The sequence below is a fragment of the Geodermatophilus sp. SYSU D00700 genome, from assembly GCF_054050255.1.
On sequence record NZ_JBJGZA010000005.1, the window covers coordinates 124,805 to 140,550 of the forward strand.

Consider the following 15,746-nt stretch of genomic DNA (forward strand, 5'->3'; position numbering starts at 1 on the left):
CTGCCGGGGGTCAGACTTCACCGCGAGGGCGTCCGTCGCTAGCCGGACGGAGTTCGACCTGGCCGGGGACTCCTGTCAACCCCTTGCCCCCAGCCGTCGGCTGGGGGTTCAGGACCGTCCGCCGAAGTCCATGTGCGCAGGTCGACCGGCATACGGAACGACGGCGAACGGTGGCGAACCACCCCGAACAGGGCGCAATGATGGTCAGAATGGTGGTCGAGAACCGCTGTCGTAGCACCCCGTCCGGCACCGAGATCGAGACGACCGCCTGCAGGGGCAGCTCGCGGTCGATCCCGATCTCCCGGTACGCGCTCGGCCTGCGTGAGCGTGCGGGGGAACCCGTCGGCGATGTACCCACCGGATGCCGCCACCACCGCCTCGACCATGCGCACCATCAGGCGGAACAGGAGATCGTCGGCGACCAGGTCGCCGCGGGCGACATGAGCGGCCAGTTCGCGCCCCACGGGGGTCCGCCCGGCGATCTCGGCGCGCAGGACGTCGCCGGACGAGACGTGGTCGACTCCCGTCTCCGCGGCCAGTCGGGCGCCGTGGGTGCCCTTCCCGCAGCGGGTGGACCGAGCACCAGCAGTCGCATCGACCGCGCCTTCCCTGGTGTGATCCAGCGCGTGGCGCCGGGAGGCGGTCACGCCGCCATCTCGTGCACGATCGCGGCTGCGGCGGCGCGACCTTCGGGGGTCGGGGTCAGCGGGTAGACGTGCACTCCGCCCTGGCAGACGGTCAGCGTCAACGCGTGCTGCTCGTCGGCTGCCCGCTGCTGCAGCCGGAGCGCGTCGGGGTGGAAGAGGTCACGGGTGCCGACGTGGACGTCGATCGGGGGGAGGCCGGTCAGCGGTCCGTGGATCGGGCTCAGCCTCGGGTCCGCCGGGTCGTCACCGCCGGCCCACGCGCGGCCGACCTCGCGGAGACCGGCGCTGCTGAGCCACGGGTCACGCCGCTCGCTCGCCGGGATGTCGGGGTTGGCCAGGGCGAGGTCCAGCCAGGGGGCGATCAGCTGCAGCCGCCGGGGGTGAGGAAGCCCGACGTCGGGCAGGGTCTGGGCGACGCCGAGGGCCAGGCCGCCGCCGGCGGAGTCGCCCGCGAGGGTGATCGCCGTGGGTTCCGCCTCGGCCAACAGCTGCCGGTACACCTCCACGACGAACGGATAGGCCTCGCGGTAGGTGTGCTGGGGAGCCAGGCCGTAGTCGGGGACCTCCACCCGGAGGCCGGCATCGGCCAGCCGGGAGACCAGGGTCCAGTGCTGGGGCGACATGGGGCTGATGTAGGCGCCGCCGTGCAGGTAGACCGCGGCCCGCTGCGCGCGGATCCCGCGAGGGGCCACGGTGTGGCAGGCGAAGCCGCCGACGTCCCGGGTGTGCACGTCGTGTCGCTGCCGCAGGGCCTCGGGCGGTGGGGCGGCCTTCTTGGGTGCGGCCATGCGTTCCCGGGCCCGGGCAGGGGTGGACAGCGACCGCTTCCGGGTCACTCGCAGGAAGCTCCCGATGACAAGCATCTGCAGGCTGCTCCCGTCGCATCTCCAATCGACCGTGACGACGGTGGGGATCCCTGCCGCCGCGGAGGCCGCGCCAGGTCCAGCACCTCCTCGAGCCCGTCACGGAAGCACTGTTCGAGGACGTCGGCATCGGCGACTGCGGTGCCGTCGATGGTGAGGCCGATACTGCAGGTCCCGGCGTAGGACGTCATGACGGCCATGACGGCGACGCCGGGGAGCGGGCCGAAGGGGATGTAGCGGTCGATGCGGGCCCCGGCGAGGAAGACCTTCTCGCGGATGCCCGGGACGTCGGAGGCGGCGAGGTCGGTTCGTGCGCCGCCGTGCTTCATGATCGTCGCACCGACGACGGCGGGCAGCCGGTTGACCACCGGGGCGAGCACCGAGATCGTGTCGAGCGCGGGTTCGGTGACGACCGAGAGCACGAGTCCCCGGATGACGGCGATGCGTTCGGCCGAGTCCTCGACTCCGGCGGGGGCGCCGAAGACGGCTCCGGCGAACTCGTTGCCGCCCAGGGGGTCGTCGGCGCGGCGCAGCGAGTCGGGCATGGGGACGGGTAGGTCGCCGACCGGGGTGCCGTGGTGCTCGTGGTAGCGGCGCAGGCCGCCGAGGAGGCTTGCGAGGTAGGCGTCGTCGACGGAGCCGCCGGCTGTGCGTCCGGTGTCGCGCAGGTCGACGAGCGAGCAGTCGAGGGTGCGGAGGACCCAGGCGCGGCCGGTGCGATGGTTCAGCACAGGGCGCCCGGACCTCCGCCACGAACGCCTGGCCCGGCCACCGTCTCTCCCAGGTCACGGCACGACACGGACGACAACGCCGCGGGTGACGGGTGCCCGAAATGGGTCACCCGAGATGACGTCGACGACCGCGAGCCCCGGCGACCGGGCACGGATGAGAACCGTGCCCGGCGCGCCGAGCGGGGTGAGGACTGAACCATCGGTGCCGACGACGCTCTCGGAGAGGACACCGAGCAGCTCCACCGCAGTGCCCGACCGGATGCGGCCGCCCGTCGCGGCGAAGCGCACCACATCGCCCACGACGATCACCAGCTCGGACGGCATGCCCTCCTCGTCCGGCCGGACGTCGATGTAGCGGCTCACCTCACCCGACCTCCGGCCAACGTGCCGACCCCTCCCTCAGGAGACGCTTGCGACGTCCTCACTGGGGTCCCAGTCCACCGCGACGGGAATGCGTGGCGTGGGCACCTCCGCCTCGGCGCCGGTTGTCGGGACGACGTCCGCGGCACGGAGAACCTTGGGATAGATGATCGCCACGGCGTTGCCGTCCATCGTGTTGATGTCGGCCCCACCGCGAATGGGCTGACCGTCCTTGGTGATCTCACCAGGCAGCCGATAACACATGATCGAGTCCTGGTCGGGCTCGGTGCCCATGATCTTGGACGGGTCCAGCGGTGTGAGCACCTGCTGATCGACCATCTCCTTGGACCAGCCCTGGGTCCGCCAGAAGTAGTCGTAGGCCTTCTGCCTGTCGATGCGCTCGACCAGCGCCTGACGCATGTGCTCGTGTGGGAAGCCCAGCGTGTGGCCGGCCTCATGACGCACGACCCGGCGGTACTCCTTCTCATCAGTGCTCATCGAGAAGCCCTGCAGGTTCATCGTCGGCCGATTCTGTGGGATGAGCTTGATGTCGGTGCCCAGGTAAGACCAGTAGCCTCCCGGTCCCCGAGAGATGCGGACGTCGCCGGTTCCCGAGGTCTCGACGAAGGAGATGCCGCCGTACTGGGCCCAGGCGTTGAGGTGGCTGACGATGCGCGCCCGTAGGTCGGCCGCGGTGGTCTCCATGAAGCTCACCGTCAGCGCCTTGGGCTTAGGCCCCCAATACTTGGTGGTGAAGAAGGTCAGTCGCTGCGGAGTGAGCACGCCTTCGCCGACGACCAGCAGCTCCTGCAGAGGCGCGTTCACCGGGTTCTCTGCCGCCGCCACCTCGGCCGCCTTCGCGTGCAGCCGTGGCGGCAGGGGCATGACGTGACAACCCGCGCCGATGTCGAACCCGTCGGCGCTGTCGGGCGATGTGGTGTGGCCCTCGGCCGCTTGACCCGCTATGCGCGCGATGTTGCGCAACGCCTCCCGGTAGCGGTTCTCGTCCATATCGGGTCTCCTCGTGTCCAGTGATCCTCGGGTGGCGTCGGGAGACTGCCGAGGTCCTGGGCAGCGACCGCCCGGCACACGTACTCCCGACAGCACCAGAGTCCGAGTCGCCCGTCACCACGTCGTCAACGCTCCGCCACGCCCATCACCAGCACACGTCGCCCTCTCGAGCGCTCCAGGGCCGGCACCCAGGGGACAGTTCGGTATGTCGAGCACGACGCCTTCGGGCGCATCGCCGGCTGGCTGCGCAGGAGACACCTGCGACTCAACATGCACACCCTGGTCCGTCGATTCCTTCCGGGTTGGAGGACCCGCGCGCCAGAGCGGAGGATCCGCGCGGAGGGCATCGAGTTCTTCCGGGCCGAGGCGGTCGCCATCGACCGCTACCGCAACCGCAGAACCCGCATTCCGGCCCCATGGGCAAGCGCCACCTCGGCGGCATGAACACGCAGAGAGCCGGCTGCGGTGGAAGCTGCACGAAGAGGATGAAGTCCGATCGTTCGCTCGTCCAAGCGAGGCCGGGGAGGTGGAGCGGGACCTTTTTGAGTCTGGGGTCTGCTTTCGACATGACTGGGGGGACCGAAACGGCCAACACATGCTCAACCTCACTTGGGGCGCAGTAGGTAAAAGCTCCTTCGTGTTCGTGGCCATTGGCGAGGGCGCGCCGGGCGGCGGCAGGTTCATCGGGAGCGCGCGCTACACCGTCCACAACGTTGCTCCGAGCGAGGGCAGAGTATCGATATGGGCAAACATTGAGTACTATTCGCCTATACGTCGACTATTTGTTGGTCAACGTCTAGACTCACTCAAGGACGGGTGGCTGCACACCCTCCAGCACCGCGCGGCGGGTTTCCTGCTCGCAGCCGGCACACACACCAAGGTCGTCCGGGAGCACCTGGCCCACTCGCCCTACGTCATCACGGCGGACATCTACAGCCACGTCGGTACGGTCCAGCAGCGTGAGGTCGCCAACCGGCTCGACCAGGTGCTCCGCCGGCGACCGTGGCTGTCGGCGCGCCGCGTTGCTGTACTCATGCGGGAGGCGGGCCACCCTCGTCGGGTGACCCGCCTCTGACCTGCGGTTTCGCAGTCGGGCTGACAGGATGTGAACCTGCGACCCCTTGACCCCCAGTCACATTCGAGCGGTTCGTCGCCGTTCGCCGATGTGCCATCTGCGCAGGTGAGCCCCCTGCGTCGTCTGCCTGCGTCCGCCCTAATTTGCCGTGGTTCGGAGCGCGTTGCTGTACCCGTCGCTGTAGCTCTCCCCCGTACTCGGGCGTGTCACTCCCCATGCCAAGTCGTGTGCTGAGAACGCGCCGAACGAGGGAGCGCCTCGGCCACGGGAGACTGTCGGGTCAGAGTTGTCACCATCCGCCAGGTGCGCACAGCGACCTCTCGTCTACCGAGGCCGAGCGACCACCGGATGACGGTCTGCAGCGCCGCAGATTCCCTTCGATCCCCCTCCGGTTGGTCCGCGGAATGGTGAACGTCCTTGCCTCCGGCGGACGACTGCGGGCCGGTGGCCTGGTCTGAGCGTTAGGGGTTCGCAGGTTCGTTTGCCTACATCCCTGCGCTGGTCGGGTCGCGGGGCCGGTGCTCAAGTCTCGCTCGAGCGCTGTCAGTCTCGCCCGGGGTCACGCAGATTCTCTTCCCGGTGAGGGGTCTGTGTCGTGCGCGATGTCGCGTCATGGTGTGCCGCTAGGGAGCCGGTCAGCTCGCGGCGCGACCGGATTCCGAGCTTGACGAATACCTTCCGCAGGTGCCACTCCACCGTGCGGGCGCTGAGGAACAGCCGCGAACCGATCTCCGTGTTCGACAGCCCGCGCTCGCGAGCTGTGCGATGTGACGCTCCTGGGCCGTCAGGTCGTCACGCGTTTCGAGGGTCCGCCGACGCGCCTTTCCGCCAGATGCCAGGAGCTCACCGCGAGCGCGCTGGGCGAACGCCCTCATGTCCATGGACGTGAACTGATCGTGAGCCTCGAGCAGTTGCCCGCGTGCGTCGATGCGGCGCTTCTCGCGGCGCAACCACTCTCCGAACAGGAGACGCGCACGAGCGAGATCCGGCCGGAGCCGAGTGCGCTCCAGCCGAGCGATTGCCTCACGGTACAGGTCCTCGGCGGCCCGGCCTTCGCTGATCAACGCCCGTGAACGGGCAAGGACCCCGTGCGCCCAATCGGTGTCGCTCCCAACCGTCTGCGTCTCGAGTCGCGCCAGGGCCTTCACTGCGAGCTTGATCTTCTTGGTCCTACTGGCGGCCTCGATCAACTCGATCTGCGACCACATGGCGAGGGGCATCTCCGGAGTTTCCTCGCTCGCCTCCAAGGCCGCTACGAGTGCCCCGTCGTAGCGACCGAGGCCGTTCAGGAGAACCGCGCTGGCCCAGCGGGCATACTGTGCGGCCACGCCCTGACCGCGGGCGGTGGCTTCTACGATCGTGTCGCTGATCAGTCGTGAGGCTTCGACCTCTTCGCCGTGGATTCCCGCTCGCGCGAGGGCGGCGATTGGCGGGAGATGGGTACCCGTCGCTTCCCTGACGGCATCGAGCTCACTCGCGACCAGTGCGGCAGTCGGTAGGTCGCCGCCCATTGCGGCGGCCTGCCCGCACGCGTTGTCCGACATGGCAAGCACCTCGAGCGCTCCTGAGTCACGAGCGAGTTGAACCGCTCGCGTCGAGATCTCGAGACAGGCGTCGTAGTCCCACACGACGTTGGCCGCCCGTGACGCGATCCAACCCCAGCGGGCCAGCTCCTCCCCCGAGACCTCGGAACTCGCGAACGCACCGATCGCGCGCCGGAGGATGGGTGCCGCGGCGAGGCGTCCGTCGGTGAACAGCAGCGCGAGGCCGTCCAGCAGTAGGTCGCGCGGACGCGGAGTGTCTGTGGGATGGGGCGCATTGATCGCCGCGAGCGAGACGTCGTGCAGGCCGCCGCCGGCACTCGCAAGTCCGCCGGCGTAGAGCGCTGCGCTCCACGCGTCGAGATACGTGTCGCGGGCGAGGCGCACGTCGAGCGTCTCGAGTCTCTTCGCGGCCTGCAGGAGCATCCGGGGTGCCTCGCCGCTCGTCTCTTGGCGGTATGCGAGGTCGGCCCGAAGTCGCTCGAGTCGTCCGCGCCCCATCTCGTCGAGTGGTCCCGCCTCCGCGGCCGCGAGGAGCCCCTGCACTACGTCGAACGCCCCGGCACCCAGACTGGCCCGCGCTGCGGCGAGCGCTCTTTCGGCTCGGCGAGCGGGGTCGCCGGTCAGTGTGACGGCTCTCTGGAGCAACGTCGCCGCTGCCGCGAAGCCTCCGCGCGCATGCGCCCGACCGGCTGAGCGCTCGAGCTCAGCGGCGACGTCCTCGTCGTGCCCGCTCGCCGCCTGCCCTCGGTGCCATGCGCGGCGGTCGGCCTCGGACTCCGCATCGGTGACATCCGCCAGCACACGGTGCACACGCTGCCGGTCTTCGCGAGACGCTCCCCGATACACCGCCGAGCGCACCAACGGATGGCGGAATCGGACCTCCGCCCCGATCTGCAGCAGTTGCGCTTCCGCTGCGGGCGCCAGCGCACTGGTGTCGATGCCCAGCCTCGGCGCGGCCCGCCAGAGGAGCGTGGCGTCGCCTGACGGATCAGCCGCAGCGAGCAGCATCAGTCGCTGCGTCGCCTCAGGCAGCTCGCCGACACGCCGCCGATAGTGGTCCTCGATGTGCGCAGAGAGGCCCCCGGAGGCGGGAAGGTCGAAGCCCCCGGCCAGTTCCGCTGCCGTCATGCGCCGTGGCAGCTCCAGCAGCGCGAGTGGATTGCCGCCGGTCTGCGAGATGATCCGCTCGCGGACCTTCGTGTCGAGCCGGCCGGGGACGGCGGTTGCCAGCAGCACCCGCGCATCATCTGTGGGCAGCCCTCCCAGGCGCAGCTCGGGGAGACCGTCGAACTCCGGCCTCGTGGCGGGTTCGCGGATTGCGACGACGATCGCCACCGATTCTGCAAGGACGCGTCGCGAGGCGAACCCGATGACCTGGGCCGACGCAGCATCGAGCCACTGGGCATCCTCCACGAGGCACAGCAGCGGCTGCTCCTCCGCCACGGCAGACAACAGGCTGAGCACCGCCAACCCGACGAGAAACCGTTCGGGAGGTTCTCCAGCCGACAGCCCGAGAGCGATGCTGAGGGCATCACGCTGGGGATTGGGGAGCGCATCCAGCCGATGGAGCATCCGGGCGCAGAGCTGATGGACGCCGGCGAAGGGCAGCTCCATCTCGACCTCGACGCCCGTGACGTGAGCGAGGCGGATCCCCGCCGCCCGGCGCGCGGCGTACCGCAAGAGCGTGGTCTTGCCGATGCCTGCCTCACCACGGATGACGACGGCGACGCTCGAGCCCGAGCGAAGATCGACCAGCACCCGATCGAGCTCGTCGCACTCACTGGCGCGGTCCAAGAAACCCGGGGGGCGAGTCAGTCCCACGCGTGGAGGGTGCCATCTGGTGAGCCACAGACGGCCACTCAGGCACCGGATTCATCGGCCGTCGCGGCGCCGTGATCGACGGACCACGCGCGCCCGTTCGGCTGTGCGTCGACCCGCTGAAGGGCGCTCCGACGTCAGGAGGTGGAGGGTGCGGCCACAGCTGGGTGGACACCGCAGACGCGCCAGGGCCGGCGCACGGCGGGGCTCGGTTTCCAGGACCTGCACATCCGCTTCCTCACGACTGGCGTACGAATGCGACCCCCTCGCGATGAGTGAGCTCGGCACCGGCGGCGAAGGCGTCCTGGAAGTCCTCGACGTCGATCTCTTGCCCCACTCGGATGGCCAGCTCACTCTCGCCGGGCCGCGCCGAGGGCCAGGCCCGCAGGCCCGCTCGCCGTCGCAGTCCGTCGACCGCACCCAGGGCGGTGGCCGCCCGCCGGGCGTCACCCAGGGCCAGGGCGAGGTGCGCGGAGGCGACGAGCGAGAGCGTCAAGCTGAGCGTGCTCACCTCGGTGTTGTCGCTCGTGTCCACCGAGCCGGCCAGGAGCGCTCGGGCCTCGTCGAACCGGCCGGCTCTGACCGAGAGGGCGGCCAACTCGGCTCGGGCTGTCGACGTGAGCCAGGTGTTGTCGAACTGACCGCCGAGTTGGTCCACCTCCATCAGGTGGGCGCGGGCGGCCGCAGGTCTGCCGAGCCTCATCTCCATCACGCCGACGGTCAGAGCAGCGAATGCCGTGAACGGCTCGTTCTGCCGGCGGAAGCCGTCGAGCGCCGCGGACGCCTTCTCGAGCGCTCCGTCGTAGTCGTCGACGAGGGGCAGGATCCAGGACATCGCCAGCTGCGCGGCGCTCTCGAGGTACGGGTCGTCCATGCGGCCCTCGAGACCTCGGAGCCCGTCGACCGCGGCGAGCGCGCTGTCGTCGTGCCCCACCTCGACGGCGGTGATGGCCGACGTGAACAGCAGCTCCGCCCGGCCCCGGTCGTCGAGGGCGTCGGCTCGTCGCTGGACCTCGGCGATCCAGGCGCGGCCCTCCGGGACACGCCCGCGCATCTGCCAGAACAGGTAGAGGATCCGGAAGATGCGCGGGAGCGGTGTGATGTCGTGCGCGAGGAACCAGCGGATGGCGGCCCGGAGGTTCTCCTCCTCGGTGCGCAGTCGGGCGGCCCATTCGCGCTGGTGCTCGGCGGGCCAGTCAGCGTTCTCGACGAGGGCGCCGAAGTACTGGGCGTGCCGCCGCTCGACGTCCGCCCGGTCTTCCCGGGCGGCGAGGCGTTCGGCGGCGAGTTCCTGCACCGATCCGAGCATCCGGAACCTCGGTCCGGCGTCGGTCACGTCGATGCTGACGAGGCTGTGCCCGGAGAGCTCGTCGAGCAGGTCGAGCGTCCGGACCTCGGGCAGACCCGAGACGTGCACGGCCGCCTCGACGGTCCATCCCTCGACGAAGACCGACAGGGTCGCCAGCATCTGCTGCTCGGCGTCAGTCAGCAGTCCGATGCTCCACTCGACGGTCGCGCGCAGGGTGCGTTGGCGTTCGGGCAGGTCGACCGCCCCCGGGCCCAGGGCGTCGAGGCGACGTCCGAGGCGGGCCAGCAACGCAGCGGGATCCAGCAGCCGGCTGCGGGCTGCTGCGAGCTCGATGGCGAGCGGCAGGCCGTCGAGGCGTCGGCAGATCTCCGCGACGGCCATCGCGTTGTGCTCGGTGAGGGCGAAGTCGTAGCGGACGGCCTGGGCTCGATCGACGAAGAGCCGCACGGCGGGCAGCGAAGCGAGCTGCTCCACCCCCGGCCGCTCCGAGAACGACGGCACCGTGAGCGCGCCGACCGTGTACTCCCGCTCGGCGCGCAGCCGCAGCGTCGTGCGACTCGTGACGAGGATGGTCAACCCGGCGCACCGCGCCAGGAAGTGGTCGAGGTCGGCTGCGACTCCGACGACCTGTTCGAGGTTGTCCAGGACGAGCAACGCCGGCTCGTCCGCGAGGTGCTCGGCCAGGACGTCCAGCGGCGGGCGGGCACCGTCGAGCGCGGCGCCGAGGACGGCGGCGACCCGCGGCAGCACCAGCGCGGGGTCGTCGACGGAGGCCAGCGGGACGAACACCGCGCCGCGTGGGTAGCGGGCCTGGACCCGTTCCGCCACGGCGATCGCCAGCCGCGTCTTCCCGACGCCCCCGGGCCCGGTCAAGGTGACCAGCCGCGCCCCGGGGGACTGCAGCAGGCCCGCGACGGCGTCGATGTCCTGCTCGCGCCCGATCAGCGACGTCGACGCCAGCGGCAGGGTCCGCGTGACCGGCCGGTCGGCGGCCCGGGGCGCGGTGGACGCCGGAGCGCGGTCTGCCCGGCCCGCGGTCGCAAATCGCTCACTGAGGAGCAGGGCGAGGTCGTCCCTGACCAGCCGCGTCAGCTCCCGCGAGGTGCGGAACGGGCGGTAGGAGTCGGTGCCCTCGGACCGGAGCCCGGCGAGCATGGCCGCCAGCCGGGGTTCCCGCTCGGGTGCCGGCTCCTTGACGTAGAGCAGCCGGGGGATCGACCCGGACAGCCGGAACTCGTCCTCCAGCCCCGAGACGTCCATGTCGGGCCCGATCCAGCCGTACCGCTGCCAGTACAGGCCGATGAAGACGTCCGACTGCGCCAGGTAGGCGCGGTACAGCTCACGCGGCGGATGCGGTCGAGCGCCCAGCTCGAACAACACCGGAGTGAGCCGTAGCGCCACGATGGCGCGTGCGACCGCCGCTCGCTCGTCCGCGAGCTCGGTCAGCGTGGAGCTGACGAAGACGCGCAGCCGCTGGTCCGGCGTCCGGATCGCGACCGTGTCCTGCTCGTCCACCGTCATGGCTGCCTTCGTTGCGACGGTCGAGAACAACGGCGTGATCGGCTCGATGGGCCGCGTCGACGCCTGCGGCGACAACGCCGCGGTGGAGTTCTTGCTCCGCCCTGCTGCAGCGCAACGTCCTGGACCAGCAGTGCTGAGCCACCCGAGAGGACCTGCGGCTGGCGATCATCACCTGGGTCGACAAGACCTACCACCGGCGCCGCCGGCAACTCCGCCTCGGACGACTCACACCCATCCAGTTGGAGACACTGACCCAGGCCGCTCACACGGCTTGATCGCCCCACCGAACCGAGTCAACTGAAGTCGGCGCAGTCCCATCCGCATGGCTGCAGGTAGTAGCTGTGCCTCGTCAAGGCAATCCACGCATCCCTGAGGGTCCTGCCCGCCCGGAACTGGTCGTGGTGGGTCGCTAGCGGCCCAGAGATCCATCCGACGCTCGCGGCACGGTTCTGCGCCAAGTACTGCGTGGGAGACAGCGCCGAACCACAGCCACCCCGAGCAGCGACCGCAGCCGGAACACCAGCCAGATCTTCCATGCCGGGGTCGCTAGCGACGCCGGCGTGAAGCCGCTCTGGTGGCCTCGCCGAGAGCGCTCCGTGTACCGGATCCAGCTGTCCAGCTCGCGGCTGGTGCCTTGTCCCGGAGGTCGTCGAGCAGGATCTCGTTGTCGAGCTCCAGCACCGCCTGCACGATCACGGGGTCCGTGGTGATGGCCAGGGTCGTCCGACCGTTGCCGATCGCCTGCACGGCTCCGATCGCTGCGGCGCTCACCGGCTCGTCGTCGTAGGGGAACCGGCCCGTCCGACGCGTGTGCAGCAGGACGGCGAGCGCCTCGTCCGGCGGTCGCCGCCCGACGATGCGGGCCACCACCGGATGCTGAGCACCGTCATCGTCGAAGGTCGTGTGCCGCTCGAACCCGGTGGCACGTGCGGCCAGCTCGCGGTGCCGGGTGACAACGCCGAGTCCCACGTACCGGAACTGGTCGTGAGGATCGGTGGACGGGATCACGATCGACTCATCGATGCACACGTGGGCGGTCCGACTGTCGACCACGTGCAGGCGGTACCACTGCGTGTCGTGCGGCGTGGGTGCGAGGCGACCGAGCTCCAGGATCAATCGCCACCCCGTCAGCGGGCAGTACGAGGACATCGCTCGCGGCTTCCGGGTCCGACGTCATCGACGGCGGCCCTCGCTCGTCGACCCCCTTGCTCCGAGATGCCTTCGAAGGTGGCTCCAGGGACCGATCGTGTCCCTGGAGCCACCGTTCACCGATCACCGACGCGGCTGAGGGATCGCTGATGTACGCAGGGGACGGAAGGCGGCCGCCACCTCGGAGGTGAAGAGCTCCGGCTCCTCCCATGCGGCGAAGTGACCGCCCCTGTCGACCTCGTTGAAGTAGGTGAGGTTGGGGTAGCTCCGTTCGGCCCATCTGCGCGAAGTTCGCCAGATCTCGCCAGGGAAGGTGGTGAAGCCGACCGGAACCGGGACCTCCGGAGGAGCCTGGCCGGACGCCTGGGCTGCGGCCACGAACCGTCCGAACTCCCAGTACCACCGGGCGGCCGAGGCGCCGGTGCCCGTCAGCCAGTACAGCGTGATGTTGTCGACGATGTGCTCGCGCGTGAGGTTGCCCACGGGCTGCCCGTCAACGAAGGCGCGGGAGATCTTGTAGTAGCTGTCCGTGTCATGGTCGAGCATCCAGGCCGCCAGGGCTACGGGCGAATCCAGCAGGGCGTAGCCGATCGTCTGCGGCCGATTGGTCATCTGCAGGAAGTAGGCGAAGCCGGTGGCCTGGAACTCGGCGAGCGCAGCCGCAGCCGCGCGTTCTTGCTCGGACTCCTCCGGCGGGGGGTCGGCCAGCACCGTCACGAGGAAGTTCGTGTGGATGCCTACCAGCCCCTCGGGTGCCTGACGGCCCATCCCATCAGTGACGATGGCGCCCAGATCGCCGCCCTGGGCGACGTAGCGGGTGTAGCCCAGGCGGCGCATCAGTTCTGCCCAGGCCTGCGCGGTGCGGCCGGCCCCCCAGCCGGGCTCGGCGGGCTCGCTGGAGAAGCCGTAGCCGGGCAGGGACGGCAGCACCAGGTGGAAAGCGTCTTCGGCGCGTCCGCCGTGTGCGGTTGGGTCGGTGAGCGGTCCGACGGTGTCCAGGAGTTCGATGACCGAGCCGGGCCAGCCGTGCGTCATGATCAGCGGCAGGGCGTCCGGATGCGGTGAGCGCACGTGGAGGAAGTGGATGTCCACCCCATCGATCTCGGTGGTGAACTGCGGCAGCGCGTTCAGTCTTGTCTCGACCCGGCGCATGTCGTACTCGGTGCTCCAGTAGCGGGCCAGCGCCTGCATCGTCGCCAGCTGCACCCCTTGGGAGCGGTCCTCGACCAGCTCCCGGGACGGCCACCGCGTCGCGGCGATCCGGCGACGCAGGTCGGCCAGTGCCTCCTCCGGTACTTCTACCTGGAACGGACGGATGTCGGCCTGCTGTTCGACTGTGGTCATGGCCTGTCCCTCGTAGCTCGGATGCGGGGAAGCCGCAGACCCGGCCCATAGCTGCGATGCGCACAACGGCACCGGCAGGACCCGAGGCTTCTATGGCTCGACCACCGTCACGCTCCGGGGCGCTTCCTCGAACCAGTGAGGTCACTGGCTCACCCCCGGGGCCCAATCTGCGGCGGGTAACCCCACTCCAGAAGGCCACCTCCGGCCGGCCTGAGGATGACCAGCACTAGCCGCGACGGACCTTCGAGGGCTACGTGCACCGCCGCAGGGCAGCGCGCCGTGGCCCGTAGGCCGGTCCCGCCAGGGAGCCGGCGGCGGCCGTCACGGGCGCGCGCCCTGTGCTCGCTGAGCTGCGGGCAACGATTTGACTACGGCCGTCAGAAGCAGTGCCCGTCCTGGCGCCCGCCCTCCCAGGCTCGTCGCTGGTCGACGGACTGCTCGGCCCGACGACCGACCAGTGAGCCGCCAGGGCGAGACCCGGGTGCGACGTGGTCACCGGTTCCACCACCGTGAGTTCGTCGCCTGTCCCACAGCGGCCCACTCGAGGACACTTCCTCGACGGCACTAGTTCGCAACAGGGCCGGCGCCTCAGAGTGTCGCGAGCAGGAACGAGAGGATGAAGCCTGCGGTCGTGCTCAAGGCCACCGACGGTCCGCCCTGCTCGTATGCCTCCGGCATGAGCGTGTCGGCGAGCGAGGCCAGCACGGCTCCTGCAGCGAAGGCGAGCGGCAGGGAGATGGTCGTGGGGTCGGCAGCCGACAGCGGTCCCGCGCCGACGACGACGGCGAGCGCGAGCAGCACAGCGGCGCCGGCCCACGTGCCGATGATGAATCGCGAGGAGCGCCCCTGGGCCTGCATCGAGGCGCTGCCCACGAGTGCCTCCGGGAGGTTGGAAGCGAAGATTGCGGCCAGGAGGGCCAGGCCTCCTGTCCCCTCACCGAGGGAGACTCCCAGTGCGACGTTCTCCGGCACACCGTCCAGGGTCACGGCGGCGAGGAGTGCCAGCCCCGCGGCCCCTCTCGTCGACGTCGCCGTCGCCGGGCGATCGGCTGTGGCAGCGTCCTTGTCGAGTTTCGGGCTGCCCTCTTCCTCGTGGTCCTCCGGTGCTTCCTCTGGCTGGGCCCACCGGTCCAGCGCAGCGCTGAGGACTGTGAAGACGACAGCACCGACGGCCATCCCGAGGCCGGCGCGCCAGAGCCCTCCCTGCTCGTAGGAGTCTTCGAAGAGTTCGAAGGCGAGCGCGGTGATCAACGCCCCGGAGGCGAACGCGAGCACCGACGCCAGCAAGCGTTCGGGCAGGCGGAACCTCAGGCCCAGAAAGGCGCCCAGGATCAACGGGCTGGACGCCACGACTCCGTAGAACACGGCCTGCCTCATCCGCTCTCCCTAACGCGTCGGGCCGGCGATCCATATGGCTTCGTGCACGGATTCGCAACAGGTCCGGGAGGCACGACGTGCGCTACCACGCTGGCTCAGGGGTTCAGCCATTGCTGACCGCGGCGAAGCAGCCCGCCGACGTGCGCCCGACCAGTGTGTGCCGCTGTCCCTGAAGCCGCCCTCAGAGACGCCTCCCCGGGCGCCGGTGTCGTCTCACGGACCGCCAAGTCGCGTCGCTTATCCGCTTCGAAGCGCTGCCCAGGCCGAGACGAACGGCACCGGAGAGTCCAAGATCACGAGGCATCACACCTCATGCACCGTCGGGTGCAAATTCCGTCGTGATGAATACGCTGGTTGCCATGGTGAGGAAGCGGAGGGGACAGCGGGAGCTCCGTCAGCAGCCACGACCAGCGGCGTCCCGGAAGCCTGCGCCCAGCGCCGACGCCGGAAGCGCAGAGGCAACTTCCGCCGCAGCGGATCCGAGTGATCGCCGCCGAGCGGCGACGACCTGCGGATGGTGCGGCGGACCGATCCAGCCGAAGGCTCGCGGGCGCATCCCCACCTGGTGCTCACCGGCATGCCGGCAACGCGCCTGGGAGCAAGCACGGGCCGCGGCCTCCGGCCGTAGCGCAGTCCAGGTCGTCGAGCGGCGCGTGGAGGTCCCGACGCGGCTGCCGCTCACTCGCCGGGACTGGCCCCAGGCGCTGCAGGAGCTCGCCCAGCAACTCGACGACGGGCGGATCTACGACCGCGACCTCTCCGGACTGTCCGTGGCACTCGACGCCGTCCTCGAGGCCTACAACCGCCGCCCCTACGTCCGCCTCCGAGCCGCCGACGAGCGCCGCGCGATCTGGGGTCCCCGACACACATCCCGGTGACGAGTGCGCCTGAGGCAAGGGGCGTACCGGAGGCCTACTGATGGCGCCGATCTCCGGACCGCCTTCGGACGCGTCCTGAGCGGCCTTCTCCAGTTGAGGCTCCGGGAACTGGAGGACCG

General features: G+C 70.1%; 13 protein-coding genes and 1 pseudogene. 3 read left to right on the forward strand and 11 right to left on the reverse strand.

Going from position 1 to position 15,746, the window contains the following annotated elements:
• Positions 1 to 38 precede the first annotated feature (38 nt).
• The 5 genes from ACI79V_RS06260 to ACI79V_RS06280 form a co-directional block, all read right to left on the reverse strand.
• Positions 39 to 647, reverse strand: coding sequence for a nucleoside monophosphate kinase (locus ACI79V_RS06260; protein ID WP_456887556.1), 609 nt, complete (start codon positions 645 to 647; stop codon positions 39 to 41).
• A complete protein-coding gene (locus tag ACI79V_RS06265; RefSeq protein WP_456887557.1) occupies positions 644 to 1,435 on the reverse strand; it encodes an alpha/beta hydrolase fold domain-containing protein in 792 nt (263 codons plus the stop codon). The genes ACI79V_RS06260 and ACI79V_RS06265 overlap by 4 nt, the downstream gene beginning before the upstream one ends.
• A 44-nt stretch (positions 1,436 to 1,479) precedes the next feature.
• Positions 1,480 to 2,241 carry a WS/DGAT domain-containing protein gene (locus ACI79V_RS06270; RefSeq protein ID WP_456887558.1) on the reverse strand — a complete coding sequence of 254 codons (762 nt, stop codon included), beginning with the start codon at positions 2,239 to 2,241 and terminating at the stop codon, positions 1,480 to 1,482.
• A 54-nt stretch (positions 2,242 to 2,295) separates the two neighbouring features.
• Positions 2,296 to 2,565 carry a hypothetical protein gene (locus ACI79V_RS06275; RefSeq protein ID WP_456875677.1) on the reverse strand — a complete coding sequence of 90 codons (270 nt, stop codon included), beginning with the start codon at positions 2,563 to 2,565 and terminating at the stop codon, positions 2,296 to 2,298.
• A gap of 75 nt (positions 2,566 to 2,640) precedes the next feature.
• Positions 2,641 to 3,612: a M12 family metallopeptidase gene (locus ACI79V_RS06280; protein WP_456887559.1), complete on the reverse strand. Its 972-nt coding sequence runs from the start codon at positions 3,610 to 3,612 to the stop codon at positions 2,641 to 2,643.
• A 637-nt stretch (positions 3,613 to 4,249) separates the two neighbouring features.
• Between ACI79V_RS06280 and ACI79V_RS06285 the strand changes: the two genes are divergently transcribed.
• A complete protein-coding gene (locus tag ACI79V_RS06285; RefSeq protein ID WP_456887560.1) occupies positions 4,250 to 4,687 on the forward strand; it encodes a hypothetical protein in 438 nt (145 codons plus the stop codon).
• A gap of 543 nt (positions 4,688 to 5,230) precedes the next feature.
• On the opposite strand, the gene ACI79V_RS06290 is transcribed toward ACI79V_RS06285, so the two are convergent.
• From ACI79V_RS06290 to ACI79V_RS06300, 3 genes are all read right to left on the reverse strand, one after another.
• Positions 5,231 to 5,383, reverse strand: a complete 153-nt coding sequence (locus ACI79V_RS06290; protein WP_456887561.1) for a hypothetical protein — start codon at positions 5,381 to 5,383, stop codon at positions 5,231 to 5,233.
• Positions 5,323 to 8,052: an ATP-binding protein gene (locus ACI79V_RS06295; RefSeq protein WP_456887562.1), complete on the reverse strand. Its 2,730-nt coding sequence runs from the start codon at positions 8,050 to 8,052 to the stop codon at positions 5,323 to 5,325. Before ACI79V_RS06295 ends, ACI79V_RS06290 begins: the two co-directional genes overlap by 61 nt.
• Before the next feature lie 235 nt (positions 8,053 to 8,287).
• Positions 8,288 to 10,879 carry a DUF4062 domain-containing protein gene (locus tag ACI79V_RS06300; RefSeq protein ID WP_456887563.1) on the reverse strand — a complete coding sequence of 864 codons (2,592 nt, stop codon included), beginning with the start codon at positions 10,877 to 10,879 and terminating at the stop codon, positions 8,288 to 8,290.
• 7 nt (positions 10,880 to 10,886) lie between these two features.
• On the opposite strand from ACI79V_RS06300, the pseudogene ACI79V_RS06305 reads away from it, so the two are divergent.
• Positions 10,887 to 11,154, forward strand: a pseudogene (locus tag ACI79V_RS06305) (IS3 family transposase); the annotation flags it as partial.
• A gap of 271 nt (positions 11,155 to 11,425) precedes the next feature.
• Here ACI79V_RS06305 and ACI79V_RS06310 read toward each other — a convergent pair.
• The 3 genes from ACI79V_RS06310 to ACI79V_RS06320 form a co-directional block, all read right to left on the reverse strand.
• Positions 11,426 to 11,995: a hypothetical protein gene (locus ACI79V_RS06310; RefSeq protein ID WP_456887564.1), complete on the reverse strand. Its 570-nt coding sequence runs from the start codon at positions 11,993 to 11,995 to the stop codon at positions 11,426 to 11,428.
• A gap of 156 nt (positions 11,996 to 12,151) precedes the next feature.
• Positions 12,152 to 13,372: an epoxide hydrolase family protein gene (locus ACI79V_RS06315; RefSeq protein ID WP_456887566.1), complete on the reverse strand. Its 1,221-nt coding sequence runs from the start codon at positions 13,370 to 13,372 to the stop codon at positions 12,152 to 12,154.
• 588 nt (positions 13,373 to 13,960) lie between these two features.
• Positions 13,961 to 14,749: a ZIP family metal transporter gene (locus tag ACI79V_RS06320; RefSeq protein ID WP_456887567.1), complete on the reverse strand. Its 789-nt coding sequence runs from the start codon at positions 14,747 to 14,749 to the stop codon at positions 13,961 to 13,963.
• Between the two features lie 653 nt (positions 14,750 to 15,402).
• On the opposite strand from ACI79V_RS06320, the gene ACI79V_RS06325 reads away from it, so the two are divergent.
• The gene (locus ACI79V_RS06325) at positions 15,403 to 15,627 is read left to right on the forward strand and encodes a hypothetical protein (RefSeq protein ID WP_456887569.1); all 225 of its coding nucleotides are present in this window, start codon (positions 15,403 to 15,405) and stop codon (positions 15,625 to 15,627) included.
• Positions 15,628 to 15,746: the final 119 nt, after the last annotated feature.